23 protein-coding genes and 1 riboswitch are annotated in these 27000 nt (G+C 59.0%); of the genes, 11 read left to right on the top strand and 12 right to left on the bottom strand.

Annotated elements, in window-relative coordinates:
* Positions 1-58 precede the first annotated feature (58 nt).
* Genes ACR0AW_RS00490 through ACR0AW_RS00475 form a run of 4 tightly spaced genes read right to left on the bottom strand, consistent with a single transcriptional unit; the run spans position 59 to position 6621 of the window.
* Complete coding sequence (locus ACR0AW_RS00490; protein ID WP_170393505.1) at positions 59-2620, bottom strand: pyruvate, phosphate dikinase; 2562 nt, start codon at positions 2618-2620, stop codon at positions 59-61.
* A 36-nt stretch (positions 2621-2656) separates the two neighbouring features.
* Positions 2657-4876 carry a glycine--tRNA ligase subunit beta gene (gene glyS / locus ACR0AW_RS00485; protein WP_170731881.1) on the bottom strand — a complete coding sequence of 740 codons (2220 nt, stop codon included), beginning with the start codon at positions 4874-4876 and terminating at the stop codon, positions 2657-2659.
* Positions 4877-4885: 9 nt separating this feature from the next.
* Positions 4886-6094, bottom strand: a complete 1209-nt coding sequence (gene gltS / locus ACR0AW_RS00480; RefSeq protein WP_170732432.1) for a sodium/glutamate symporter — start codon at positions 6092-6094, stop codon at positions 4886-4888.
* Between the two features lie 5 nt (positions 6095-6099).
* Entirely contained in the window at positions 6100-6621 is a 522-nt protein-coding gene (locus ACR0AW_RS00475) for a DUF6446 family protein (protein ID WP_170731879.1), read from the bottom strand.
* 78 nt (positions 6622-6699) lie between these two features.
* On the opposite strand from ACR0AW_RS00475, the gene ACR0AW_RS00470 reads away from it, so the two are divergent.
* Positions 6700-7332, top strand: a complete 633-nt coding sequence (locus tag ACR0AW_RS00470) for a MarC family protein (RefSeq protein ID WP_170626061.1) — start codon at positions 6700-6702, stop codon at positions 7330-7332.
* 8 nt (positions 7333-7340) lie between these two features.
* Here the strand turns inward: ACR0AW_RS00470 and ACR0AW_RS00465 are convergent, their stop codons facing one another.
* Positions 7341-8270 carry a glycine--tRNA ligase subunit alpha gene (locus ACR0AW_RS00465; RefSeq protein ID WP_170645851.1) on the bottom strand — a complete coding sequence of 310 codons (930 nt, stop codon included), beginning with the start codon at positions 8268-8270 and terminating at the stop codon, positions 7341-7343.
* A 205-nt stretch (positions 8271-8475) separates the two neighbouring features.
* Between ACR0AW_RS00465 and ACR0AW_RS00460 the strand changes: the two genes are divergently transcribed.
* Complete coding sequence (locus tag ACR0AW_RS00460) at positions 8476-10215, top strand: serine protease (protein ID WP_170732431.1); 1740 nt, start codon at positions 8476-8478, stop codon at positions 10213-10215.
* A 56-nt stretch (positions 10216-10271) separates the two neighbouring features.
* Here the strand turns inward: ACR0AW_RS00460 and ACR0AW_RS00455 are convergent, their stop codons facing one another.
* The 5 genes from ACR0AW_RS00455 to metZ all read right to left on the bottom strand — a co-directional run bounded on the left by ACR0AW_RS00455 (position 10272) and on the right by metZ (position 16870).
* The gene (locus tag ACR0AW_RS00455; RefSeq protein WP_170731878.1) at positions 10272-11846 is read right to left on the bottom strand and encodes a thiamine pyrophosphate-binding protein; all 1575 of its coding nucleotides are present in this window, start codon (positions 11844-11846) and stop codon (positions 10272-10274) included.
* The gene (locus ACR0AW_RS00450) at positions 11846-13294 is read right to left on the bottom strand and encodes a TrkH family potassium uptake protein (RefSeq protein ID WP_170393516.1); all 1449 of its coding nucleotides are present in this window, start codon (positions 13292-13294) and stop codon (positions 11846-11848) included. Before ACR0AW_RS00450 ends, ACR0AW_RS00455 begins: the two co-directional genes overlap by 1 nt.
* A 51-nt stretch (positions 13295-13345) precedes the next feature.
* Entirely contained in the window at positions 13346-14113 is a 768-nt protein-coding gene (locus tag ACR0AW_RS00445; RefSeq protein WP_170731877.1) for a transcriptional regulator, read from the bottom strand.
* A gap of 281 nt (positions 14114-14394) precedes the next feature.
* Complete coding sequence (gene folE2 / locus ACR0AW_RS00440; protein WP_170404973.1) at positions 14395-15498, bottom strand: GTP cyclohydrolase FolE2; 1104 nt, start codon at positions 15496-15498, stop codon at positions 14395-14397.
* A 181-nt stretch (positions 15499-15679) separates the two neighbouring features.
* Positions 15680-16870, bottom strand: coding sequence for an O-succinylhomoserine sulfhydrylase (gene metZ, locus ACR0AW_RS00435; RefSeq protein WP_170731876.1), 1191 nt, complete (start codon positions 16868-16870; stop codon positions 15680-15682).
* Positions 16871-16932: 62 nt separating this feature from the next.
* A riboswitch (SAM riboswitch) is annotated at positions 16933-17010 on the bottom strand.
* A gap of 130 nt (positions 17011-17140) precedes the next feature.
* Between metZ and ACR0AW_RS00430 the strand changes: the two genes are divergently transcribed.
* The 4 genes from ACR0AW_RS00430 (at position 17141) to ACR0AW_RS00415 (ending at position 20075) form a co-directional block, all read left to right on the top strand.
* Complete coding sequence (locus ACR0AW_RS00430; protein ID WP_170421069.1) at positions 17141-17830, top strand: glutathione S-transferase N-terminal domain-containing protein; 690 nt, start codon at positions 17141-17143, stop codon at positions 17828-17830.
* Between the two features lie 113 nt (positions 17831-17943).
* Positions 17944-18777, top strand: coding sequence for a TPM domain-containing protein (locus ACR0AW_RS00425; protein WP_170731874.1), 834 nt, complete (start codon positions 17944-17946; stop codon positions 18775-18777).
* A 183-nt stretch (positions 18778-18960) separates the two neighbouring features.
* Positions 18961-19284, top strand: coding sequence for a 2Fe-2S iron-sulfur cluster-binding protein (locus ACR0AW_RS00420; RefSeq protein ID WP_170404961.1), 324 nt, complete (start codon positions 18961-18963; stop codon positions 19282-19284).
* Between the two features lie 92 nt (positions 19285-19376).
* Positions 19377-20075 (top strand): FG-GAP repeat domain-containing protein, encoded by a 699-nt coding sequence (locus tag ACR0AW_RS00415; RefSeq protein WP_480438415.1) that lies wholly within the window; start codon positions 19377-19379, stop codon positions 20073-20075.
* Positions 20076-20169: 94 nt separating this feature from the next.
* Here ACR0AW_RS00415 and purD read toward each other — a convergent pair whose 3' ends face one another.
* Entirely contained in the window at positions 20170-21432 is a 1263-nt protein-coding gene (gene purD, locus ACR0AW_RS00410) for a phosphoribosylamine--glycine ligase (protein ID WP_170731871.1), read from the bottom strand.
* A 74-nt stretch (positions 21433-21506) separates the two neighbouring features.
* On the opposite strand from purD, the gene xseA reads away from it, so the two are divergent.
* Positions 21507-22991 carry an exodeoxyribonuclease VII large subunit gene (xseA, locus tag ACR0AW_RS00405; protein ID WP_170731869.1) on the top strand — a complete coding sequence of 495 codons (1485 nt, stop codon included), beginning with the start codon at positions 21507-21509 and terminating at the stop codon, positions 22989-22991.
* Positions 22992-22994: 3 nt separating this feature from the next.
* Positions 22995-23657, top strand: coding sequence for a glutathione S-transferase family protein (locus ACR0AW_RS00400; RefSeq protein ID WP_170731868.1), 663 nt, complete (start codon positions 22995-22997; stop codon positions 23655-23657).
* Here ACR0AW_RS00400 and ACR0AW_RS00395 read toward each other — a convergent pair.
* Positions 23633-24028: a hypothetical protein gene (locus ACR0AW_RS00395; RefSeq protein WP_170393540.1), complete on the bottom strand. Its 396-nt coding sequence runs from the start codon at positions 24026-24028 to the stop codon at positions 23633-23635. The genes ACR0AW_RS00400 and ACR0AW_RS00395 overlap by 25 nt on opposite strands.
* Positions 24029-24169: 141 nt before the next feature.
* On the opposite strand from ACR0AW_RS00395, the gene ACR0AW_RS00390 reads away from it, so the two are divergent.
* From ACR0AW_RS00390 to ACR0AW_RS00380, 3 genes are all read left to right on the top strand, one after another.
* Positions 24170-24808 (top strand): lysoplasmalogenase, encoded by a 639-nt coding sequence (locus ACR0AW_RS00390; RefSeq protein ID WP_170731866.1) that lies wholly within the window; start codon positions 24170-24172, stop codon positions 24806-24808.
* A 58-nt stretch (positions 24809-24866) separates the two neighbouring features.
* Complete coding sequence (ftsY, locus tag ACR0AW_RS00385) at positions 24867-26006, top strand: signal recognition particle-docking protein FtsY (RefSeq protein WP_170731865.1); 1140 nt, start codon at positions 24867-24869, stop codon at positions 26004-26006.
* An 88-nt stretch (positions 26007-26094) separates the two neighbouring features.
* Entirely contained in the window at positions 26095-26997 is a 903-nt protein-coding gene (locus ACR0AW_RS00380) for a DMT family transporter (RefSeq protein ID WP_170393546.1), read from the top strand.
* The last annotated feature ends 3 nt before the right edge of the window (positions 26998-27000 follow it).

Here is a 27000-nt window from a genome sequence, read left to right as displayed (position 1 = left end):
ATTATTATCGACAGCGGAACGTTTCTTACGCCACTATTTCTAGGTAGGAGACAGTTAGTCAACCCCCAAGTTTGGACGAAATCGCCAGTTGAGCGGCAGACAGCCGAGCGACAGGAACCCGGAAAGGGGAACAGGACACATAGTCGAATCCAAGTGACCGGCAGATTGCGATTGATTCGGGGTTACCACCATGTTCGCCACAGACAGAAAGCGTAACGTCTGGTTGGGCTTGACGCCCGCGCTCGGCCCCCAGCTTCAGCAATTCACCTACCCCATCTGCATCCAGAACGTGAAATGGATCTTCGCCAAACACGCCTTGGCGGACATATGCCGACATGAAGCGCCCAGCGTCATCGCGCGACAATCCGTAGGTCATCTGGGTCAGGTCGTTTGTTCCAAAGCTTAGGAAAGCGGAATGTGGCGCAATCTCATTCGCGCGCAGACAGGCCCGAGGCGTTTCCACCATCACTCCCAATCGATAGTCGAACTCCTGCCCCTGCTCCGAGGCAACCTCGGCCGCTACAGTATCGATGCGTGTTTTGACCAGTTCAACCTCGCGCTTGGCCGAGACCAGCGGGATCATGACCTCGGGTACGACAGGGGCACCTTCTTTGCTGGCCTCAACCGTCGCCTCGAAGATCGCGCGTGCCTGCATGTCGTAGATTTCCGGCACGGTGACACCCAGACGAACCCCGCGCAATCCCAGCATCGGGTTGTATTCGCTCATCGCCTCGACCCGACGTTCGACATCCGAGATTGGCAAATCCAGCGCCTCAGCCAGCTCGCGCTGACCAGTGCGCGTAGTAGGCAGAAACTCGTGCAAGGGCGGATCGAACAGGCGGATGCAGACCGGCTGCCCCTCCATAATCCGGAACAACTGCACAAAATCCTGCCGTTGCATCGGCAGCAACCGTTCCAACACAGCAGCGCGTCCAGATGGGGTCTGCGCAAAGATCATTTCGCGCATTACGGTCAAACGACCGGGATCGAAGAACATGTGTTCCGTTCGGCACAACCCGATCCCTTCTGCTTTGAAGTTTCGTGCAGTTTGCGCGTCAGCGGGTGTATCGGCGTTGGCGCGGATAGCGATGTCCCTCTCGGCATCGGCCCAGCTCATCAGGGTCTGAAAGCAATCATCCAGCGCCGCTTCAAGCATCTCGGGTTGTCCGGCCAATACCTGACCCGAAGTCCCATCGATGGTCAGAATATCGCCTGTCTTGAACACACGCCCATCGGGTGCACTTAGCAGCTTTTTCTTGGTCTGGAATCGCATCTCGGACGCGCCGACGATACACGGCAAACCCAGACCACGGCCAATCACCGCCGCATGGCTGGTGATCCCGCCCTTTTCGGTCAAAACAGCTACTGCGGCATGCATTCCGCGCACATCTTCGGGCGAGGTTTCTCGGCGCACAAGAATACAGGGCTCCCCCCGCGCTGCGCTGGCCTGCGCTTCGGCAGCCGTAAAGACAATTCGACCGGTCGCTGCACCGGGGCTGGCCGCGATGGCTGTGGTCAGCACATCACGCTCGGCCTCAGGATGGACCTGCCGGTGCAGAAGTTCATTCAGCGAATGCGGGTCGATCCGCATCACGGCCTCTTGCGGTGGAATGATCCCGTCTTCGGCCAAGCGCACCGCGATCCGCATCCCGGCCCGCGACCCGCGCGGAACCCGCACGCCGTCCAGAATATGCACCTTGCCGTTCTGCACCACGAATTCGACCTGCATCTCTTCGCGCAGCTTCTCGCGCATTAACGCAGCGTGGGCCTTGAGATCGGCAAAAGCCTCGGGCGCCACATCCTCCAGCGATTGGCCGCGTTCATCCTTTTCCAGATACAGCGCAGCGACACCTTCCCCCAGCGCATCGCGCCCCTGGCTCTGGCTCAGATACCGGCCCGTGATCTGGGGCATGCCTGTCGCAGGGTCAATCAGTTGCAATACGCCCGAGCCACATTCGCCCTGCCCGACGCCCGGGATCATCTCTTGAATCACCAGCCCCAAACCGGCATCCGCAGGTGCGCCCTTGGCCTGCCGCAGCAGCCGGGCCGACGTGCCATCCCAGGCACGCGCCATCGAACGCAGAACACCAATCAGTTGCTCTCCTCGATCTTGCGGGAAGGCCTCGTCGGTTTCATCTTCATACGCCCGTAGGGACAAGCTCAGCCCTTCGCGCCCATCCGCATCGATGGTATCGAATACGTCAGGGTCCAGACGCGCAATATGGAGCGCATAGCTCTGCACAAACCGCAGATATAGCGCCGCCGCTGCATCCGCCCCCATTTCCGCAGACCGATCCAGATATCGGGCATCGTTCATGCCGATATTCAGCACCGCCCCCGGTCCACCCCAGTCAGGATCTTCCGAACTGGGCCGTACACACAGCAATGACTCGGCGTCGAACTGTTCCAGAATGGCCGCGATGTCCGGAATGTCGCCCTGGGCAATTCGCTGCACCGCGTCAAAAGAAAGGGCCACGGTCCGCGGCACCGGCATGTCCAGCCGGACCAGTCGTTGCAGGCACTTTGCCCGGCCACCATGGGTATTGGCGGCAACGGGTGCTTTTGGAGTGATAAGCGTGGTATGCGGATTATTCTGCACTGCGGCACCTTTTGGTTTCACCGCAGCATAAGCCCCTGCGCCCTTGGCGCAAGGGCGTTATCCCTCGATACGCGTCAGATCAGCAACGCTAGAGCAGACCTTACGGATCTGGCTCAGCAGGTTCAGACGGTTGCGGCGCAGAATGTCATTATCGGTATTGACCTGCACGTCCTCAAAGAACGCATCCACCGGCCCGCGCAGTTCGGCCATTGCCGCCATCGCTGTCGGGAAATCCTCGGCCTTCAGCGCGGGATCGATCTTGGCCTCTGCCGCGTCAAGCGCTGCAAACAGTGCCTTTTCGCTGTCAGTTTCAGCAAACTTCACATCCGCGCCGTAAGAGTATTCGACTCCATCCTTCTCTTCCGCCTGAGACAGGATGTTGTTCGCACGCTTGAACCCCTGCACGAGGTTCTCTCCATCCTCGGTCGCAATCACCGCATTCAGAGCGCGGGCGCGTTTGACCAGCAGGTTGAGGTCGTCATTCCCCTCCATCGCGATACAAGCGTCGATGACATCATGGCGGATGCCTTCGTCTCGGAGGAAGACTTTGAGGCGGTCGTGGAAGAAAGAGAGAAGATCGTCAGACGCGTCAGGAACCTTTTTCTCAAGCTCAAGAAATGCTGCTGCGGGCGATCCTTCAAGCTTTTCTTTGACAGTCTGGAATGAAGCACCAAAGACACCATGTTTTGCGATTTCTTCCAGGAGATCGCGGACATTCGCTTCGGGCAAAGCCTCATTGATAGCGCGTTCTGATCGAACCAGTTGACTATCGAAAAAACGGTCCAACCGAAGACGCAGATCATTATTCACGATTAGTCGAATTACCCCTAACGCCGCGCGACGCAGAGCAAACGGGTCCTTCGACCCGGTTGGTTTCTCATCAATCGCCCAAAATCCTGTCAGCGTATCTAGCTTGTCGGCCAGCGCTACGGTCACCGACAGCGGTGCGGTCGGCACGTCATCCGACGGCCCCAGCGGCGAGTAATGCTCCTGCGCCACAGCCGCGACGGCAGCGTCTTCGCCAGCCGCTTCGATATAATACCGCCCCATAAGCCCTTGAAGTTCAGGAAATTCATAGACCATTTCGGAGTTCAGATCAGCCTTGGCCAAACGCGCGGCTTTCTCGGCCTGATCCGCATCCGCCCCGACCACCGGGGCCAGTTCTCGGGCCAGCGCGGCAATGCGGTCGATGCGTTCCGCCTGAGTGCCCAGCTTGTTGTGGAAAGTCACATTCTCCAACGCGCGGGTCCATTGGGCGATGTCCGACTTGGCAACGCGCAGGTCGTTCTCCCAGAAGAATTTCGCATCGGCCAGACGGGCCGACAAAACCTTCTGGTTCCCCGCCAAAATGGTCGCGCCGTTATCGGCGGTCTCGCGATTGGCGACGGTAATGAAGCGCTCGATCCGCCCCGTCTTGGGGTTCTTCACAGAAAAGAACTTCTGATGCTCTTTCATCGAGGTCTGCAGTACCTCGGGCGGCAGCTCAAGAAACTCCTCGTCGATCTGCCCCATCAGCACAACGGGCCATTCGATCAGACCGGCAACTTCTGCCAGCAGACCCTTGTCGTCGACGACTTCCAGACCTGCGGCGAAGGCCATGTTCTGGGCATCGTTCCAGATATGTTCGGCGCGCTCTTCGGGCGACAGCACCACGAAGGCGCGTTTCAGCTTGGCGGCATAATCCTCGAACGAGGTCACCGTAAACCGGTTCGGGGCCATGAAACGATGGCCCTCAGTCGTATCACCGGACGTGATCCCTTCGATCGCAAGCGGCACGACCTGCGCGCCTGCTTCATCGGTCAGGATGCAAAGGATCGAGTGCAAGGGCCGTACCCACCGCATCGATCCAGCCCCCCAGCGCATGGATTTGGGCCAGGGGAAGTTTCGAATGGTAGCTTCTAAGACCTCGGCGATGATTTCAGCTGCTGGACGACCCGCCTTTTCAATGGTGGCGAAATACACTGCGCCTTTGGGCGTGTCGCGCTCTTCCAGCTGGTCTCGGGTCAGTCCCGCGCCGCGTAGAAAGCCTTCGATGGCTTTGTCAGGCGCGCCGACCTTTGGGCCTTTGCGTTCTTCGCGGATTGTCGGGCTTTCCGCCAGCAGGCCTTCAACCGCCAGCGTCAGGCGACGCGGCGTCGTCAGTGCAGCGGCAGAGCCATAGGTCAGACCGCCTTCGACCAGACCATCGGTGATCCGCTTTTTCAGGTCTTCACCGGCGCGGGTCTGCATGCGCGCGGGGATTTCCTCGGAAAACAGTTCGATCAGCAGGTCGGGCATTTTCGGTCCTTAGAAATTGACAATCGTCTGGATGACGATGGCATTGGCGATGTCCACAAAGAATGCGGATACAAGGGGCAGTACGATAAAGGCAATAGGCGACGGGCCATATCGCTTGGTTACGGCGGTCATATTTGCGATAGCTGTGGGGGTAGCACCCAGAGCGAACCCTCCGAACCCGGCGGCCAGAACGGCGGCGCGGTAATTCGATCCCATCAACGGAAACAGAACCCAGATCACGAACACCACGGCAAACAGGGTCTGGGCGGTCATGATCACCGCAATCGCAAGGCCCAGTTCGGCGATGGTCCACAGTTGCAGGCTCATCAGCGACATCGCCAGAAATGCACCAAGCGCGAATTCCGAGATCAGCGCCAGCGAGGGTGTGCGTGAGACCGGCTTGGCATTCGGCGCGAACATGGCGCGGAGATTGGCAATCACGATCCCCATGATAAGGCAGGGCACAAACAACGGCAGTTTCAGCCCTGCGGCGCTGATTGCTTCGCTCAGGATCGCGCCTGAAATGATCGCGAGGTTGAGATACAGCAGCACCCGCATGATTGTCAGATGATCAATCTCGGATTTCTGGTCGACCTCATTGGGCAAACCCACCGTATGCTCTTCCCCGGGGCGTTCGGGGCTGAGATTGCGCCCCTCGATCAGCAGCCGCGCAATCGGCCCCCCGACCAGAGCGGCCAGCACGAGACCCAATGTGGCCACGGCCACCCCCAACTCGGTTGCGCCACTCAAACCGGTGGCGCCCGCAACTTCGGGGGCCCAGGCGATCGCGGTTCCGTGCCCCCCGATCAGCGCAGCAGACCCGAACAGCACCCCGGCTTGCGCCGGATAACCGAACATCGCGGCCCCCACTGCGCCGATCACGTTTTGCGCAAAGATGGTCAGAAGCGTCAAAATCAGAAGCAAAAGCAAAGGCTTGCCACCCGCGATCAAATCGGACAGACGGGCATTTAGACCAATCCCGGCAAAGAACAGAACCAATAGAAAGTCTCGTGCGGTCAAGCCAAAGGATAGCTCAATGCCGAAACCAAGATACAGCGCCAATACCACGAGCGAGGCCAGAAGGCCCCCGGTTACCGGCTCGGGGATGTTGAAGCTGCGCAATTGTGCGACACGGGCGTTGATCTCTGCCCCCAGCAGATAGACCGCAAAGCCCAGCGTTGCTGTCAGGAACTCCGGTATCTCAACGACCATCCCCATCTGCATCAGCCCTCGGGCCTGGGTGGGCACTCCTCGCCCACAACCGTGCCGTCATAGGCTTTTTCACCGCAATTGTTCAGCGCATGCCAGACGTAGCCTTTACCATCCTGTGTAATGGCAACGATCCGGTCGACACCATAATGGATGTTCTTGGTGCCCAAGAAAGCCTGTGCTTGACCCGATTTCAATACGTCGGCCAGCGCAACTGCGTCGTAGCAGTCAAACCATCCCGGTGCGGTCAATGGCTCGGGGTTCTCGACAGGGGTAAAATCCACCATCTGATCCGGCCTTAACTCGGTTTCGAAACAGGCCCGATACCGGATCGGAGAACTGTCGGCGTCAATGGCCTTAAACCCAGTATAGGCGATGGCTTCGGGCGCTTCCGCCCCTTGCGCCAGCAGGACCACATCCTGGCCCGGGCGCGGTTCTACCTCATAATAGAACCCATAAACCTGCAGGTAATACATCCCAGCACCGGCCAGAAAGCCAGAAATCAGAAGGATTAGCGCAACCAATTTTCCAGTCATCGTTTACGCCACCTCTTTCAAGTTCATAGAAAATAAGACAGGTTCCCAAGCAGTACGGTCAGAAACGAGGCTACTCGCATGGAAACCACTCTTGCCGTCGGATTCTTTGGCGCGCTTTTTGCAATCATGAATCCGATTACCAACTTGCCTGTGTTCCTGAGTGTTACGCAAGACCTGCCCATTTCGGATCAACGCAAAGTGGCTGTGAAGACTGCGCTTTATTGCACGATCCTCGGTGGCGCCTTCGCTGCGATCGGCAGTCACGCGCTTGGGCTCTTTGGCATCAGCGTCGATGACCTGCGCGTCGCCGGTGGCCTTGTTGTACTGATGATCGGCCTGAACATGCTGAACGGGAACCAGAGCAGCTCGCATCACGGAACCGACGGAGAAAAGAAATCCTATCCCGCGCCCGAGACCGTTGCGTTCTATCCCTTGGCTTTTCCCATTCTGGTCGGCCCCGGAACAATCACAACACTGATCCTTTATGCGCACCACATCAAAACCCCGGTCGAAGCCGTTGTCTATGCAGGTGTATTTCTGTTCGTGGTGGCCTTGCTTTTGATCACGTTCTGGAACGCATCGGCGTTGGCTAAGCGGCTGTCGGACAATGCCCGAGTGATAATGAGCCGCTTCATGGGCATGATCCTTGCGGCTATCGCAATCAGCATGATCGCAGACGGCCTGAAGGCGTTGTTGCCCGGACTGGCCTAGGCGCTGCATCAAGCTTCGAACCCGGCAGCCTCGGTCTGCACGAACGCATCTGCGCATTGCTTGGCCAATGCGCGAACGCGGCCGATATAGGCCTGTCTTTCGGTAACCGAAATCACCCCGCGGGCGTCCAGCAAGTTGAAGATGTGGCTGGCCTTGATGCACTGATCATATGCGGGATGCGCCATGATGATGCGCTTGCCCGTCTTCGGGTCGTCATGTTCCTGCGCCAGAATGGTCGCGCATTCGGTTTCAGCCTCTTCGAAATGACGCAGCAGGACCTCGGTATTGGCAATATCGAAGTTCCAGCGGGCGTATTCCTCTTCGGTCTGCTTGAAGATGTCGCCATAGGTCAGCGGGCTGGGCGACTGAGGATCGTTGAAGGGCATGTCCATCACATGGTCGATGCCCAGTACATACATGGACAGACGTTCCAGACCATAGGTCAGCTCACCCGAAACCGGCGCACAGTCATGGCCGCCGACCTGCTGGAAATAGGTGAACTGGCTGACTTCCATGCCGTCACACCAGACCTCCCAGCCCAGCCCCCAAGCACCCAGGGTGGGGCTTTCCCAGTCATCCTCGACAAAGCGGATGTCGTGCAGATCCATGTCGATGCCGATGGCCTCAAGGCTGCCCAGATACAGCTCTTGCAGATCCGGCGGGCTGGGTTTGATCAGCACCTGGTATTGATAGTAATGCTGCAACCGGTTCGGGTTTTCGCCATAACGTCCGTCTGTCGGGCGACGCGAGGGCTGAACGTAGGCCGCTGACCAAGCCTTGGACCCCAAAGCGCGCAACGTGGTTGCTGGATGGAACGTACCTGCGCCGACCTCCATGTCATAGGGCTGTAGGATCGCACAACCTTTCGACGCCCAATAGGACTGAAGCCTTAGGATAATCTCTTGAAATGAACGTGGTGCGCTATTGGGTTCGGTCATGACAATTCCCTTGGACGCCCAAGCGCCCGGTTCCGGTGGGTTCGGCCCTTCCTATGCAAGGCATCCAAGGGCGTCAACGGGCCAATCGGCCACTCTGTCGCTGAGCGGCCACACACAGAATTCCCCGTATTCCGGGCATGGCAATCGGACCACGATTCCGCGTAATCTGCGCCAAAGTGAAAACACTGCAGAACACGGGCAGACAATGACACGCGTATTTACTGTTATTACATTCTTTATCTTCTTCGGCCTGCGCGCCGCTTTTGCCCAGCAAGATGCGGGCGTCTTTGTTCAGATCGAGGCGCAGCCGTCGCTGCGCGAGGCGCAGGAACGGGCGCAGGTCTATGCGAACGCACTGCCCGATGTGAACGGGTTTCGGCTGAATTCCGGCTGGTATGCCATTGTTATCGGGCCCTATTTACGCGACGACGCCGAACAGGTGCTGCGCGTTTACCGGGCCGAGCTTCAGATCCCATCGGACAGTTTCATCGCATTCTCCAGCGCGCTGGGGCAACAGTTCTGGCCCATCGGTGCCAACATCCTGAACCGCGGCGTCGTCACCGCCCCGATCCAGCCCGAGCCGCAGCCAGAGCAGCCCTTGGCCGGTCTTACCCTGCAGGACGCAGATGAAACCCGTTCGCAGGCTCTGCAAGGCGAACGCCTTTTGACCGCGCAAGAGCGCAGAGACCTGCAAACCGCGTTGCAGGTAGCCGGGTTCTACAATTCAACAATTGACGGAGCCTTTGGTCAGGGCACCCGCCGCTCGATGGGCGATTGGCAACGTTCCAACGGGTTCGACGCGACTGGCGTTCTGACCACGCTGCAGCGCAAAACCCTGATGGATGACTACAACGCTCCACTGATCAGCGTCGGGATGGCACGCTATTCCGACCCGCAAGCCGGGATCGAACTGGACATGCCAATAGGCGTCTTGGGCTTTGACCGTTACGAGGCACCCTTTGCCCATTTCAACCCCACTTCTGATCTGGACGCCAAGGCGCTGCTGATCTCGCAGGAAGGCTCTGCCGCAACCCTGCGGGCGCTCTATCAAGTGATGCAGTCGCTTGAAATCGTTCCTCTGGACGGTGAGCGCAGCCTGCGGGGCAACAGCTTCACGATTGAAGGGCGCGGAAATGGCATGACCTCGTTCACGCAAGCAGCTCTGAAAGACGGCAAGATCAAAGGTTTCACGCTGGTCTGGCCTGCCGGGGATGAGGTTCGCCGCGCCCGAGTTCTGGCCGCGATGCGCGCAAGCTTTGCCACGACCGATGCCGTACTGGATGCCGGTGCTGGAGCGGATGCTGACCAGCGCATCGATTTGATGTCAGGACTGCAAATCCGCAAACCGCGGCTATCGCGATCGGGCTTCTTCGCCGACGCTGATGGTACGGTCCTGACGGTCACCGAGGCCGCTGAAAGCTGCACCCGCATCACGCTGGACGGTGACCAAGAGGTTCAGCTGGCTTGGCAGGATGCCGACCTTGGTGTCGCTGTGCTGCGTCCTAGCAAGACCCTAGCCCCGATCAGTGTTGCCGAGTTCCGCGCGGGCGTTCCGCGTATTAAGTCTCAGGTCGCTGTTTCAGGCTTTTCTTACGAAGGCGCATTGGGTGCCCCTACTCTGACCTTTGGCGAAATCGCTGATATCCGCGGCCTGAATGGAGAAGATGGCGTCAAACGCCTTGCACTGTCCGCCCAGCCCGGCGACGCGGGAGGACCTGTCTTTGACGATAGCGGCAGCGTTGTTGGCATGTTGCTACCTGCCCCTTCCGATGGGCGTACCCTGCCCGACTCGGTCAGCCTTGCGGCGAATGTGGCACGTCTGACCGAAGTTCTGACCAAGGCGGGCATCTCAGGTCAGCCCGCGCAAGGCTCAGCCCAGATTTCACCCAACGAACTGAGCCGCAGAGCCAACGGAATGACCGTTCTGGTGCACTGCTGGGACTGAACAATCAGGTTCAGGGAAAAGGCGCTGCACGAAGGTGCACGCCTTTTTTCATAGGTTTACAGGATATCCGGTGTGACCCGTATTAATGTGGGAACCTCGGCCTGAAAGGCGGCGCGCACTGCGTCCTGCATCTCATCCAGCGTCTTCGGTGCAGCTGACAGCGCCCCGAACGCCTCGGCCAGTTTGTAGAAATCCGGGTTTCGCGCGATCACCGCATTGGGCGCGATCTGTCCGCGCACCATGCTCTCTTCAATCTCTTTGAGTTTACCATTGTCCCACAGAATGATGGGTAGCGGCAGGCCGAGTTCGACAGCAACCCCAAGCTCTTGCATTGTGTAGTGAAAACCATAGTCACCCGCGATGACCGCTGTGGGTTTGCCCCGCCGTGCTACTGCACCACCGATCCCGGCTGGCAGGGCGTAACCCAGCGTGCCAAATCCAGTCGGGTGGTGCCAATGATAAGGAAAGCCCATGTCCCAGACTTCTTTCGCGACATACGCGAATTGGGTCATGTCCGAATAAATCATCGTATCCAAGGGCATGGCCGCCCTGAGTGCATCGACCACGGGGACAATGCCCGGGCGCTCGGCATCTACCTCGGCCCGCCAGCGCGCGCGCGCATCGCGCACCTCGTCCGCAGACCAACCAGCGGCTGGTTTTACCTGATCGAACACTGCCCACAGCGCATGCGCAAAACTCTCACCATCTGCCTGCAGTTTGACAGCCGCACGATGGTGGTCTGACAGCACTTGCGGGTCCAGATCAACACGCACCATAGTTGCGTTGTGGCCCAGATCATGGCGCCACAGATCAACCTCGCCCAGTTCAGCACCGACAACAACGACAAGATCAGCCGAGGCAATTACTTTGGCGCTGCCCGGTCGTGGCAGCATCGATCCGAAATCCAGCGGATAATCGGCTCCGGCCAGCCCGCGGCCGGCATATGTCGAGAAGCACGCCGCCCCCAACTGGGTAAGGATCTGTCGCCAAAGGTTAGACCGGCACCCGCCGCCTAATATGAACAAAGGCCGCTGCGCGATATTCAGCAGCGACAGAACCGGTGCCACATCCGGTGGAACAGTCTGGTTGCGCAAGGCAGGCTGGTTTGGAAAAGGTGCAGGCGCTGCCTCGGCCTCCAATTGCGCGATGGGTACCTGAATGTGTTTCGGTCGCGGGCGCGACAGCTCAAACTCTTCGAAGGCGCGCTCGATCAGACCATAGGCAGCCTGGGCATTGTTCGCCTGACAGGACCAGTCTGTAACTGTCTCGGCCGCAGCGCGTTGATCCTTCATCTGATGCAATTGGCCACGCAGTGCTTGTGTCTCTTCGAGGCAAGAAGACAACACCAGCATCGGCACCGAATCCGAATAAGCCTGCCCCATCGGCGTCATGATGTTGCACAGGCCCGGTCCGGTGATCACATAGGCCACCCCCGGCTTGCCAGACGCGCGGGCAAATCCATCGGCCATGAAACCGGCCCCCTGCTCGTGTCGGGCCAGAACATGCGTGATCCCGGCCTCTTCGATACCGCGATACATCTCCTGATTATGCACGCCCGGTATGCCAAAGATCACGTCAACGCCACGATCCTTAAGCATGTGCGAGATCTGCGCCCCAAGGGGTCGTTTCATTAGCCTCTCCAGAATTGAACGGTAAAGATTGCGTAGACAGCCAGCAGTTCAAGGCGTCCGACCAGCATCCCAATCGTCAGCAGCCACTTGGCACCGTCATTCAGCCCCGCAAAGTTGCCTGCTGGCCCGATCTGTTCCCCCAGTCCCGGCCCAACATTAGCCAGTGCCGTCGCGGCCCCCGATACCGAGGTGATAAAGTCCAACCCAGTCAGGGCCAGCGCCCACGACAGAACCCCCATCGATAGTGCAAAGAACATGAAAAAACTCATGACCGAGGTCAGCACGTCGCGACTGATCGGTCGTCCATCATAGCGCGGCACGAACACACCATGCGGCGAACGAATTCGGCTGAGCTGGGTTTTAATCGACGCAAACAGCAATTGATAGCGGAACACCTTGATCGAACACGCGGTGGACCCCGCGCAACCGCCAATCAATCCGATCAGGAAGAACAACATGACCGGGAAACTGCCCCAGCCCATATAGTCGACACTCGCGTACCCGGTGCCCGAAATGATCGATGTGATGTTGAACAGCGACTCGCGGAATGCCTGCTCCCAATGGTGCGGAAAGACCGAAGTCAGGAAGATCGACATAATCACAACCAGAACCACGATGGTTGCCAGAAACGCCCGAATCTGGCTGTCTTTCCACAACGAGCTTGTGTGACCATTGGCCAATTGCACATACCGCACGAATGGCAGCGCCGCGAGGATCATGAAGATGGCAGCGGCATATTCCAGAGGTCCCGAAAACCGGGCGAAAGAGCTGTCATAGTTTGAAAACCCGCCCGTCGCGATTGTGGTCATGGCATGTACGACGGCGTCAAAAAAGCTCATGCCGAAACCGGCATAGACCAATGCGCAGACCACCGTCAGAAATACGTAGATCAAGGAAATCTGCCCGGCGATCTCTTGCGCACGGGGCAGAATTTTTCCCATGGTTTCAAACCCTTCCGAGCGAAAGATCTGCATCCCACCAACGCGCAGCTCGGGTAGGAACACCATCGCCACGACGATGATTCCGATGCCCCCCAACCATTGCAAAACGCCCCGCCAGAGCAACAAGCCCTGTGGCAGTTCGTCTAGCCCCGAGATCACGGTTGAACCTGTGGTGGTCAGCCCCGACATCGCCTCGAAATAGGCATCGACGAAACGCAGTTCAGTTTCGCCGAACAGAAACGGAATTGCGCCAAAAACCGGCAACGCCACCCAGACACCCGAGGTCAGCAAAAAGGTCTGACGGATGGTCAGACCTTCGCCCACTCCGTTGGAACAACTCATCGCAAGAACACTGCCGGTCAGCAGTGTTATGACCGCGCTTTCAAAGAAAACATGCCACTCGCCCCGCCCCTCGATCATGTCGACAAGCATGGGCAGCAGCATGGTCGCCCCTAGAATGGCGACCAGCAGGCCAATCACATATCCGACCGGGCGAAGATCCATCATGACGGGCAGCGTTGGCGCGCCAGCCCGACGGTGTCAAGCAGATGATCCGTGTTAACTGTCGGATTTTATCTCAACGCCCGGCATCGCGGGTGGCTTCGACGGGGCGCGTGCACGACGCGGTGCCGGTTTGGCCTGCTCAGCCGACGCAGCTGCGGGTTTCTTCGTCGCAGGTTTTGCAGCGGCAGGTTTCGGAGCCGCTGTGGCCTGAGGCGCAGCTTTTGCCGGGGCGGACTTTGCTGGGGCGGGCTTAGCTGCCGCAGGTGCCTTGGGCGCCGCTTTTGCCGTGTTTGCTGATGCTTTCGGCGCTGCGGCTGCCGGTTGTGCCTTGGCTTGTGCTGAAGATTTGAACTCCGCAACCGGCTTGGCCGCCGTTGATACTGGCTTGGCCGCTTTCGAGGCGGGTTTTGCAGATACTTTGGCCTTCGCCGGTGCTGCTTTCACAGCCGGTTTGGCTACCGGGGCCGCCTTGGGTGCAGCGGCCGCAACCTTAGGAGCCGCCGTTTTCGGCGCTGGTTCCGCCGCAGGCTTAGCCGCCGCCTTCGGCTTTGGTGCTGCTTTGGGTTTCGGCGCGGCTTTAGGCTTTGCTGCAACCTTGGCTTTTGCAACCGGTCTTGCTGGCTTTCGCGTTGCTGGGGTCGCCGCTTTGCGGGCAACCGGTGCGGGTGCCTCGGCTGTCTTCAATCCGTGCAGAGGTACCATCGGCAGATCAAACGCCGCGCGGGTCATGATCTGCATGATCTCAATCTGGCTGGCCATTGCGTAACCGGCCATCCGGATGGCCGCTGCCTGAAACTCAAGCGGTTGAGTAATCGGATTCATTGCATGTCTCTCCTGATAAAACCGAGGCAGCGGGTAGATGAGTAAAGGACCCCGCCCGCCCCAATCGTCCGGGCGGATTTGCAGGTTGGCGGTCCAAGGCGTTGCACGTCCCGGTTTCCTTTCGGGCTGCGCGACCCGGTTTTTACGGATGCGCAGCAGCTGCACTCGGGGACAATCTAGCGCAATTCAGGGTGCGGATGCAGCATTTCTTGCTGCAATGCGGCAAAAAAGCGCCCATGCAGGATTTTTGACTGTTTTTCCAGCAGCTTCCGCAGGGTCAATCAGCCCACATGAAACAGCGTCGTGAACAAACGCGGGTCCAGGCTCGCGGTTTCGAAGGTTGGACCTTCGGTTAGAATCGAGACCGCATCATGGCTGTGCAGGCTTTCCTGATGGCTGGCGATCACACGGAAATCGCCGACATGATGATCGGCCTGCAGCTCGGCGCAGAAAAGACGCGCGGCATCTTCCACGAATATGGGATTGGCAGCGTTCAGTTCCGCAAAGGCCTGTTCATCTTCGCGCTTGACCATCACCTGAGTTTCGGTTGGCACCGCGCGGCGGCACAGCGCGATCAAGTCTTCGAACCACAGACAATCGGCGTTGCAATCGATAACCACCGAAATCCGCGCCACCGAGCGCTGGGAATGCGGCGTCGCCAACTGCCCGCGGGTTGCGCGCGCGTGTTCGCTCAGTTCCAATGAACAGGGGCATGTGGACGAATAGACATAGTCCAGATGCATAATCTTCAGACGTTCTCCGCCTTGATCAACCAGTTCCAGCGCGATGTCGTAATACTGGTATCCGGACAAGCCCGAACGCAGGCTCTCAATCCGATCGGGATAGGAAAACCGCATCTGTATGCGCGCATCCAAACTATCCAGATCAGTCAGATAGTCGTTCAGCGCTGCCTCCATCACCTCAAAACTAAAGGTGCGCTCGGCGTGCTTGTAGAAGGACCGCATGATACGAGACATGTTGATGCCTTTCTTCTCGGCCTCAAGGCTGACAGACCCGGTGACCGAGGTCTCAAGTGTCAGCTCGGCACCGCTTTTGCGATGGAACCGGATCGGCAGACGGAAATTCGAGATGCCGACATGCTGGATCTGCTGCTTCGAACCCCGGATCAGGCTGGACGGACCGTTTTGCAGATCCGGCAATGTGGCCTTGTAGGCTGCATCCGCCTCGAACTCGTGGGGATATTCGCGCGACAGGGCTGGATAGTTTGACGGCAACAGCCCCGGGACAAGCTGCGCAATGGCCGGGTCCAGTTGACTGATCTCGGCCGCCGAGGCTGATTTCGCCCATTCGCGCAGCACCTTGAGCGCTGCTGCGGCCTGATCGTGATCGGGTGTCTCGTTGATGTCGCGCGGATGAATGTTCATTGGCACGGATCCCTTGCTAGGCCGACGGTTATATACCACCGAGGTTTAATTACCAGTCCTGAACGATACGCGCGGAATAGCAGTCCGGATCGAAATTCGAGGCAAGAAATCGTCATTTTACAACCAAATGCGCCGGATCAGGCGGATCACATCCGCCTGATGGTGCATTCCCGGCGCATCACTAGCCCTGAGATACGTCTAGCGCGCGCTGGATATCCGCCAGCAAATCACCGGCATCCTCAAGCCCAACCGAAAGGCGGATCAGGCCCGGCGTGATACCCAACTCATCGCGTTGTTCGTCACTCAGACGCTGGTGCGTTGTGGTGGCCGGGTGCGTTGCGATCGACTTGGCATCGCCCAGATTGTTCGAGATCACAGGGATCGTCAGCGCATTCAGGAAAGCAAACGCCGCCGCTTTGCCGCCCTTGATGTCCAGCGATAGAACCGTACCGCCCTTGCCGCCCAGCTGCTCTTGCACCAACGCGTTTTGCGCATGGGTTCTCAGCCCGGGATACAGAGTCCGCTCCAATGCAGAATGCCCTTCTAAAGCTTCTGCAATCTTCTGCGCGCTGTCGGCTTGCGCGTTTACGCGCAGGGCCATAGTTTCAAGACCTTTGACCATGATCCAAGCGCTGAACGGGCTAAGCGCACCGCCGGTGTGCTTCATGTAAGGCTCGACCGTGCCACGGATGAATTCCTTAGTGCCGATGATCACGCCGCCCAGCGCCCGGCCCTGCCCGTCGATATGCTTGGTCGCCGAATAGACCACCACGTCGGCTCCCTGTTCGATCGCGCGCGAGAACACGGGTGTCGAGAACACGTTGTCCACGATTACAACCGCACCCACCGCATGGGCCAGCTTAGACACGGACGTGATGTCGATCACTTCAAGCGTCGGGTTCGACATGGATTCAAAAAACACTGCCTTGGTGTCAGGCCGGATCGCGACCTCCCACGCGTCCAGATCGGTGCCGTCTACAAAGGTCACCTCAACGCCATAACGCGTCAGGATGTTTTCAAGGATATACAGACAGGACCCAAAAAGCGCCTTGGCTGAAACCACATGGTCGCCCGCCTGCAGCATCGAAGTCAGCGCACCGTTCACAGCGGCCATACCTGAAGCGGTGGCAAACGCATCCTCGCCGCCTTCCAAAGCTGCGATACGCTGCTCGAACATCGACACGGTGGGGTTGCCGTAGCGGGCATAGATGAACTCATCCGGGCCGCTTTCAATAAACCGGGCCTCGGCCTGCTCGGCGTTATCGTAGACAAACCCCTGCGTCAGAAAGATCGACTCAGAAACCTCATTGTACTGACTGCGACGGATGCCGCCATGGACGGCTTGGGTGCGTTTGTTCCAGCTCTCGCTCATCTCATTCCTTTCAGCCCCGCATTGGAGGCAAACAAAAAACCCCAGACGCGGCCAAGCGAAAGGGGTCTTTCATCCTGACCTTTTAGCGGTGTTGTTTAACGTGGCCCGCAATCCGGTAACAAATCGCCACATGAATGAAGATGCGTTTACGCCCCGCCCCGGAACACGTCAAGCCCGACTGATCACCGGTCACGCTTTCGTAACACGGCCAGGCGCGCTCTTGCCGTTTGTGCAGAAAGCTTCATGATCGCCCAAACTCAAGGAGGCCCCATGATTGAACTCTATTTCTGGCCCACGCCCAACGGCTGGAAAGTGTCCATCGCTCTGGAAGAGATGGAGCTGCCCTACAAAACCCACCTGATCAACATCGGCAAGGGCGACCAGTTCGATCCCGAGTTTCTAAAGATCTCGCCTAACAACCGTATGCCCGCCATCGTCGACCCGGACGGCCCTGACGGCGCGCCTGTTTCGGTCTTCGAAAGCGGCGCGATCCTGATGTACCTCGCCCGCAAGACCGGGCGGTTCTACGGCAATACCGAACGTGACAGGATCGCAGTCGAGGAATGGCTGATGTGGCAAATGGGCGGCGTAGGCCCGATGGCCGGCCAAGCGCATCACTTCCTTAAATACGCCCCACATCTGGACCCGCCACAAGACCATCCCTATCCGAAAGACCGCTATCGCAGTGAGGTCGGGCGTCTCTACGGCGTGCTCGACCGCAGGCTGGCCGAAAACGAATACGTCGCCGGCGATTTCTACTCCATCGCCGACATGTCGATCTGGGGCTGGGCCAGCCTATGGGAAGGCCAGCAACAGGTGCTTGAGGACAAACCGCATTTCACCCGTTGGCTGGACATGATGAGCGCCCGACCCAGCGTGCAGGCAGGCCGAGCCTTACATGCAGAACTGCGCGGGGATCATCGGGACCGGCAGTCGCAGGGGGTATTGTTCAGGCGGTAATCGTTACCGAAAACCATCATCGGCATTTGACACACAACCTTCCAGGGTCGGGCCATATCCCGGTTGCTATTGTGTCGCTCGGTGATACGCTTCCGAAAAACACGCGGGCAGCCATGAGAATTGTTTTCGTCTTATTAATGATTTGGGCCAATACTGCATTTGGGCAAACTTATCCCGACTATCAAAGCACGACCGTCAACGACTTTGCCAATTTGCTCAGCCCGTTGGACGAGGAGGCACTTGCTGAGCAACTAGATGGGCTCAAACGCGAGACAGGGGTCGAAATGACCATCCTGACACTGCGCACTCAAGGCGGCTATGCCGACGGTCTGACGCTCGAACAGTTTGCCACCGGGCTTTTTGACCACTGGGGGATCGGCGACGCTTCTCGAAACGATGGTGTGCTTGTGATGGTCTTACGGGATGACCGGGCTATGCGAATCGAGCTTGGCGCCGCCTATGGGCGCGACTGGGATCACGCCGCGGAACGCATTGTTGACACGCAATTCCTCCCGGCCTTCAAAGCAAACAATTATGCAATCGGGATCAAGGCCGGCACTACGGCTATCATAGATCAGATCATACAGCCTTTTCGCACTGGCGAGGCCGCGCCCGCCAAGAAAACAAATGATGATCTAGGTCTCTGGATATTTGGCCTCTTTGCCATGATGATTATGATGCTCAAAGGCCGCAATTTCATAAGTGATGGTCTGGTACGACTTCGAACCTGCCCAAAATGTGGGAACCACAGTCTGCGCCAGAGGCGACGCATCACGCTCTCCGCAAGTACAACGAGGGCCGGTTCGGGTATTCGCCGGATCGAATGCCTAAAATGCGATTACGCTGAAGAAACCAGCTACTATATCCCTCAGGTTTCCCAAAGCTCTGGCGGGGGCGGTTTCGGCGGCGGTCGATCTGGTGGCGGGGGCGCGTCCGGGCGCTGGTAGCACTGATCAGGCAAATTCGTTTTCTCAGTGTTTCCCTACAATCGCGTCGCCAGGCACGCAAACTTAGCCTTACCAAAGCCGCAAAACTCCAAACACGGCATCCAGAGTCGCAATTGCCACTGGAATCACCTAATTCCCTTCACTAAGAAAGCTCTCGAACATCGCAAAAGGAAGACGCAAGCAATGGCAAAGATCACCTATGTCGAGCACAGCGGTACCGAACATACAGTCGACGTCGCCAACGGGCTGACGGTCATGGAAGGGGCCCGCGACAACAACATCCCCGGCATCGAGGCCGATTGCGGCGGCGCCTGCGCCTGCTCGACCTGCCACGTCTATATTCATCCTGACTGGGTCGAGAGAATCCCCGCCAAGGACGACATGGAAGAAGACATGCTGGACTTCGCCTATGAACCCGACCCGACCCGCTCGCGCCTGACCTGTCAGATCAAGGTCACCGACGCGCTGGATGGTCTGGTTGTGCAGATGCCCGAAAAGCAGATCTGATGCACCCTGATGCGCCGCGCCAGCCCAACCGCCTTTGGCACCGTCGGGCGCGCGGCGCTGTTCTGATGGTTTGCATTTGGCTAACGGGGAATATGCCCGCAGCCAGCGGCGAAACCAAAGTATCTGCTCGCTTCACGGAACCAACAACACGCTACGCCCATGGGGTGCTTGGCGACGCCATCGAATACGGTGCTTTGGAAATCGGCGTCGGTACAAGTCTTTCCTCGGCGGCGCGGCGAAAAGTCGATAGCTCCAAACGCTCGACCGTTACAATACGTCTGCCTGAAGACCGCGTATTCGAAGATCTTGCCCCACGCCTGGCCGATATCGATCAGGACGGGTTGCCCGAAGTCATCGTTGTAGAGACCCAGCAGCATACGGGTGCTCAACTGGCGATCTATGACGTCAATGGTCAAAAAATCGCCGCCACCCCCCATATCGGCACGCGCAACCGCTGGCTCGCCCCCATCGGTGCCGCCGATCTGGATGGTGATGGACATGTCGAGATCGCCTATGTCGACCGCCCACACCTTGCGAAAACTCTGCGCATCTGGCGTTACAAAGACGGTGAACTCATTGAAATCGCGACAATCCCTGGCCTTACCAATCACAGGATCGGAGAAGATTTTATTTCAGGCGGCCTGCGCCAATGCGAAACGCACCCTGAGCTGATCCTCGCCAGCGCCGACTGGTCGCGGATCATAGGCGTCTCGTACAGCAAAGGCTGGCGACAAAAAGACCTCGGACCACTCAACAGTCTCAAAGATCTGGCCAACGCACTAAAGTGCTGATCCGATCTTCATCTGGCCATAAATACCTCGGGGAGCGCGAGGGGCTGGCCCCTCGCCCCGAAATCATCAAGCCGGGCGCAGCCCGACTACTGAGTTAAAGCGCGCGCCAGCCGATGTCGCGACGGAAGAACCCTTCAGGCCAATCAACACCTTCAACCATGTCATACGCCCGGTCGCGTGCGTCTTTCAGCGTTTCCCCACGCGCAGTCACATTCAGAACGCGGCCACCCGCGGCCTGAACCTTGCCTTCAGCCGCTTTTGTCCCCGCGTGGAATACCATGTTGCTACTATCCTCGGCCAGATCGCCCAGGCCGTTGATCACAGTGCCTTTTTCATAAGAACCAGGATACCCCTTTGCCGCCATCACGACCGTGATGGCGTGATCGTCGGCCCAGTTCACCCGCGTCTCAGCCAAGCGACCCTCGGCCGCCGCGTGCATCAGGTCCATGGCCTGAGCGCCAAGGCGCATCATCAGTACCTGACATTCGGGATCTCCGAACCGCACGTTGTACTCCACCAACCTGGGCCGACCATCCTTGATCATCAAACCGGCGTAGAGCACACCCTGAAACGGTGTCCCGCGCCGCTTCATCTCGGCCACCGTCGGGCGCACGATCTGATCCATCGCAAGGGCCTCGATCTCGGCGCTCAGCACCGGGGCCGGAGAATAGGCGCCCATCCCCCCAGTGTTCAGCCCGGTATCGCCCTCGCCGACGCGCTTGTGATCCTGCGCTGTGCCGATCGACAGGATATCCTCTCCGTCACAGAGCACGAACAGAGACGCCTCCTCGCCCTCCATGAAATCCTCGATCACCACTTCGGCCCCCGCGCCACCAAAGGCTCCGCCGAACATGTCGTCAATCGCGTCCAGGGCGGTTTGCTCGTCCATCGCAACGATCACGCCCTTGCCGGCAGCCAGCCCATCGGCCTTGACCACAATCGGGGCCCCCTGCGCACGGATGTATTCCTTGGCGGGCTCAGCCTCGGTGAACCGGGCATAAGCCGCCGTCGGCGCGCCGGATGCGTCACAGATTTCCTTGGTGAAGCTTTTTGAGGCCTCCAGCCGCGCCGCTTCTGCCGAGGGCCCGAAAACCAGCACACCCGCTTCGCGCAGCCGGTCAGCGACCCCTGCGGCCAAAGGCGCTTCGGGGCCAACGATCACGAAATCAATCGCGTTTTCCTCGGCAAAGTTGACCACAGCACCGCCATTCTCAATGTCCACCGCCGCGCACTCTGCGATCTGGGCGATCCCGGCATTCCCCGGCGCCACAATCAGGCGATCACATTTGGGGTTTTGCATCACCGCCCAAGCCAGACTGTGCTCGCGTCCACCGCTGCCGAGAATGAGGATATTCATGAAACGCTCCGATCTGCTTGGCCTTGCCTGCGCGGCGTTCTAAGCTGCGCAGAGATTTGACACAAGGCGCTGAAATGTCCGACCTGCTAGATGACCCGATTCCGGGTCAGAACACCCCCGAATACACTGTCTCGGACATCTCAGGCGAGGTGAAGCGCACGCTCGAGGGCACCTTTGGCCGAATCCGTGTGCGTGGAGAAGTGGGCCGCGTGTTCAAGGCCCGTTCGGGTCATCTGTATTACGACATAAAGGACGACCGGAACGTGCTGGCCTGCACAACTTGGAAAGGGCAGATTTCTGGTCTTTCAGTTGTTCCCGAAGAAGGCCTCGAGGTTGTCGTCACCGGGCGCCTGACAGCTTTTGGAGCCCAGTCGAAATACAACCTGAATGTCGATGAAGTCGCCGTCGCCGGGCAAGGCGCGCTGATGGCATTGCTGGAAAAGCGCAAAAAGCAGCTCGAATCCGAAGGCTTGTTTGCGGCTGAACGCAAGAAACCCCTGCCCTACTTGCCGCAGATCATCGGCGTTGTCACTTCGCCCTCCGGTGCGGTGATCCGAGACATCTTGCATCGGCTGCGTGATCGGTTCCCGCGCAAAGTACTGATCTGGCCCGTCGCGGTTCAGGGGGCAAACTGTGCCCCCGAAGTGACCCGCGCCATCGAAGGCTTCAATCAACTCACACCGGGCGGGGCCCTCCCGCGACCCGACCTGATTATCATCGCGCGCGGCGGTGGGTCCATAGAAGACCTCTGGGGCTTCAACGAAGAAAGCGTCGCGCGCGCGACTGCAGCCTCAGAAATCCCGCTGATCTCGGCCGTCGGGCACGAGACGGACACCACCCTGATCGACTATGTCTCGGACCGCCGCGCGCCTACGCCAACCGCCGCTGCCGAACTTGCCGTACCGGTCCGCATGGAACTGCTGGCTTGGACCAACGAACAAGGGGCCCGCCTGTCGCGCGCCTCCACGGATGCCGTGCAACGCCGCAGCCAGCGTCTGCGCGACCTGTCCCGAGCCCTGCCCCGCCCCGATACACTGCTGGAAAGCCCGCGCCAAAGGCTCGACCAAATCTCGGAACGCCTGCCCAACGCGCTGATCCGGGGTGTTCAGAACCGCCGCGTCAAACTGCTGGACAGTGCGGCCCGCCTGCGCCCCTCGACCCTGCGCAGCTTTGTCGAAACCCGCCGCGATCGCTGGCGCAACCTGTCCTCACGCCTGTCACTGCGCCCGATCCAGCGCGAGCTGGAAACACAGCGCGACGCTCTGAATCGCCTATCCGAACGCCTGAACACCGGGCAATCCACGCGATTGGACCGCCTGCGCCAGCAGATGGACGCCACCGACCGCCTACGTGAAACGCTGAGCTACAAGGCGACGCTCGGGCGTGGCTACGCCGTCGTGCGCGCCGAAGGAGAGGTCATCACAACCAAAGCTCAAGCCTCCGGTCACGCTGTTCTTGAGATCGAATTCGCTGACGGTCGCCTCAGCACCGGGGCTGCGGGCAAGGCGCCACCCAAGAAATCCAAACAGGCACCTCCTGATCAGGGATCGTTGTTCTGACCGATGTTGACGATCTGGGGCCGTAAAACATCCTCGAACGTTCAGGCCCTAATGTGGTGCGTGGGTGAGCTTGGCCTAGAATACCAGCGTCACGATCTTGGCCATCGCTTCGGCGGGCTGGACACTGCAGCGTTTCGGGCACTGAACCCAAACAAAACCATCCCCGTCCTGCAAGATGGCGACAACCCACCGCTTTGGGAAACCGGCGCCATCCTGCGATATCTGGCCACCCAATATGGCGAACAGGCATTCTGGCCTTCAGATCCTGCCCGGCGCGCCACGATCGACAAATGGGCCGAATGGGCGAAACTCAACGTGGCGATGGCGTTTACCGTTCCGGTGTTCTGGCAAATTGTGCGAACACCCATTGAACAGCAGGACCAAACAGCGATCCATCGGGCCGTCAGCGATTTGGAAATCAAACTGGCAATCGCAGACAAGGAGCTGGACCAAAACACGTTCCTTGCGGGTGAGCATTTTACACTGGCGGATATACAGTTCGGCCACGTCCTTTACCGCTACTACGATATCGACATCGTCCGCGCACCGTTACCGCATTTGCGTCGATACTATGAACGGCTAACCGAAAGGCCCGCGTTTCAACATCACGTCATGCTGGACTATGAAGACCTGCGACCATTTCAGACCCCGACATCCGGTCCGTAGCACAACATCTCTTCGCCAATATCCTCGGCCTCGTACAACTCGGTCGCTGTCGGATCGCCCTCGAATTGTGCGATCAAACCGCCCCCGGATTGCCAGAAAACCCAGCATTGCGGCGCCAGTTGATCCTCATAGATGAAACAGATCTGATCTTCCTGCTCGTACCAAACTCCGTTCATGCAATTGCCATCCAGAAATGACCAGATGACTCGGCGGTCTGGCAGATACCGTTCGACTCCGTAGGCCTGCCCATCGAACCCGTAATACAAGGTTTTTCCACGCGTATACGCATCGAATTCAGACCCCGTCAGAGGCGACTGCGCCGCAACGGGCTGTGAGGCAAGGGTCAGCAGAATCAAGCAAATTCGGATCATGACCACACTGTGTCAGAAGCAGCCCACAAGTGCCATTCAACCTTTCCACATTGCGACGATCGGCAAGATAACTCCACGTCACGCCTTGATGCACCGCCGAGATCATGGCGATGATTGACTCAAAAACATCGGGGACGCACCATGACGACACTTCTTTTCTGGATTGCGGCGGCCTGCGCGCTGGCCTACCTGCTACTTACCGCGCGCCCGGCTGGCACCCTGCGTAGCATGCTGAAAACAGCATCGGTCGTGCTGCTGGCAGGCGTCGCCATACTGGCAAGCGCGCCATGGCTCCTGATCCTCGCCCTCACCTTCTGCGCGATAGGTGATGCCCTTCTGTCACGCGAAACCGACAGCACATTCATGGCAGGCATCGGTGCATTTGCTGCGGGGCATTTGGCCTATATCGCCTTGTTTATGACGAGCCCCAGCAGCAGCCCTGAACAGATCTTCGACCACCCCGCGATCTTCTGGTCCCTGATCATCCTGGGCATCGTTATGGCCACGCTGCTCACCCCCCGCGCCGGAGACCTCAAAATCCCCGTCCTCGCCTATATTCCAATCATCCTGGGCATGGGCATCACCGTTCTTGCCCTTCCCGAAACTGGAGCACTACGCTGGGCCCTTCCCGCCGCGATGGCCTTCATCGCCTCGGATCTGGCGCTTGCGACTGAAAAGTTCCTGCTACCTGCCAATCACCCGACCCTGAAGCTTACGCCCTATCTGGTCTGGCCGCTTTACTGGGCTGCCCAAGCCGGGTTTCTGATCGCCTTCACCTGACCCTTTGCAACTGCCTTCAATCCACATTAGGTGAGGGGAACACCTGCGGAGATCAAAAATGGCGTTTTTCTCAAAGCTCAAGGACAAGCTGTTCAAATCCTCATCGCGCCTCGAAGAGGGGCTGGATGCAATTGTCGAGGATGGCGGCGAGGAAACCCCAAATCCTGATCCGGTGATCCCCGAACCTGAGCCCGAACCGCAACCGGTTCCCGAAGTGCCGGAACCCACGCCCGCGCCCCAACCGGTCGAGCCTCCCGCTCCGATCCCGGCTGATCCCACACCGGCGCCTCCACCCCTAGAGGTTCCAGAATCCAAGGGTTTGATGGGTCGCCTGTTCGGCCGAAATGAATCCAAGACCGTTGTCCGCCGCACGCTGGATGACGACATGCTGGAGCAACTCGAAGAGCTTCTGATCGCCTCGGATATGGGCGTCGACACCGCCTTGCGCATTACGTCCAACATGGCCGAGGGCCGCTTTGGTCGCAAACTCTCGACCCAGGAAATCAAACAGCTGCTGGCGCAGGAGGTTGCCCGCGTGATGGAACCCGTGGCCAAACCAATGCCGATCTACCCCAAACGCCCGCAAGTGGTGCTGGTTGTTGGCGTCAACGGTTCGGGCAAAACTACGACAATCGGTAAGCTTGCCAGCCAGTTCAAAGCCGCCGGCAAGAAAGTCGTCATCGCCGCCGGAGACACATTCCGCGCCGCCGCCGTCGAGCAGCTGCAGGTCTGGGGTGACCGCGCAGGCGTTCCAGTGCTCACCGCCCCCGAAGGCTCCGACCCTGCTTCGCTGGCCTTTGATGCGCTGACCAAAGCGCAGAACGAAGGTGCCGACCTGCTGATGATCGACACAGCAGGCCGCCTGCAAAACCGCGCCGACCTGATGGAAGAGCTGTCCAAAATCGTCCGCGTCATCCGCAAGGTTGACGACACCGCACCGCACAACACTCTGCTGGTGCTGGACGCCACCACCGGGCAAAACGCCCTCAGTCAGGTCGAAACCTTCCGCAAACTGGCCGATGTCTCGGGCCTCGTGATGACCAAACTGGACGGCACAGCCAAAGGCGGCGTGCTGGTCGCCCTCGCCGACAAGTTCGGCCTTCCGATCCACGCCATTGGTGTCGGTGAGCAAATCGACGACCTCGCCCCGTTTGATCCCGAAGAATTCGCCGCCGCCCTGACGGGCTTACAATCCTGATCCGCCCCTTCATCTGGCCGAAAATACCTTCGGGGGGCGTGGGGGGCAGACAGCCCCCCACTCTCTCCGCCCAAGCGAAAGCCCCGATTTGAGCGACTGGCTGATCTCCCTCGAAGGCACCGAAGCAGGCCACCAACTCGCCCTCGCGCTCGCGCTGATGGCGGCCTTCCTGCATGCGGTTTTCGGTGCACTGCAAAAAGGCCGCCACGACCCGTGGATGTCGCGCGGGGCGATCGATGCCTGCTACTGCCTTATGGCGATGCCATTCGCCTTCTTTATCGTGCCATGGCCCGAACCTTACATGTGGCCAATCTTTGGCGTCGTTTGGCTGATCCATATCGGCTATAAGGTGCTGCAGGCGATGGCCTACACCAAAGGCTCCTATACCGTAGTCTATCCGGTCGTGCGCGGTACTGGCCCGCTCTTCACCGTGATCGGAGCCTATCTATTGTTCGGTGAAACCTTCTCGGCCATCCAATGGCTTGGAGTCGCGACGCTTCTTGCGGGTATCTTCGGCCTTGCCGCATATAACCTGCGCTACCTTGAGACCAATCGAGATACGCTGCAAATCGCGCTGGTGCTGGCGGTCGTCACGGGCCTCTTCGTGGCGCTCTATACGACCTATGATGCCTACGGTATCCGCGCTACGGCCGACCCGTTCACCTTCCTTGCGTGGTTCTTCATGATCGACGGGGCCGCGATGCCGATCTATGCTGCGCTCAGATACCGCGCAATGATCCACCGCCCCGCGCTTGGACCTCTGATGCTTCGCGGGTTCGCGGGCGGCATCATCGCGCCGATGTCCTTCGGTGCCATCATGCTGGCCACGCGACTGGACAAGGTCGGAGAGGCGGCGGTCCTGCGCGAAACCTCCACCGTTTTCGCAGCACTCATCGGCTGGCTGGTGCTGAAAGAAACTGTCGGCCCCAGACGCATTGCGTTGATGGCATTGATTGCACTCGGCGCAGTAATAGTTGAAATGGGCGGGTAAGCA

It is taken from the genome of Ruegeria sp. C5, from assembly GCF_056537605.1.
The sequence above is the reverse complement of the archived record's forward strand: the minus strand, read 5'-3'. Positions and strand labels throughout refer to the sequence as shown.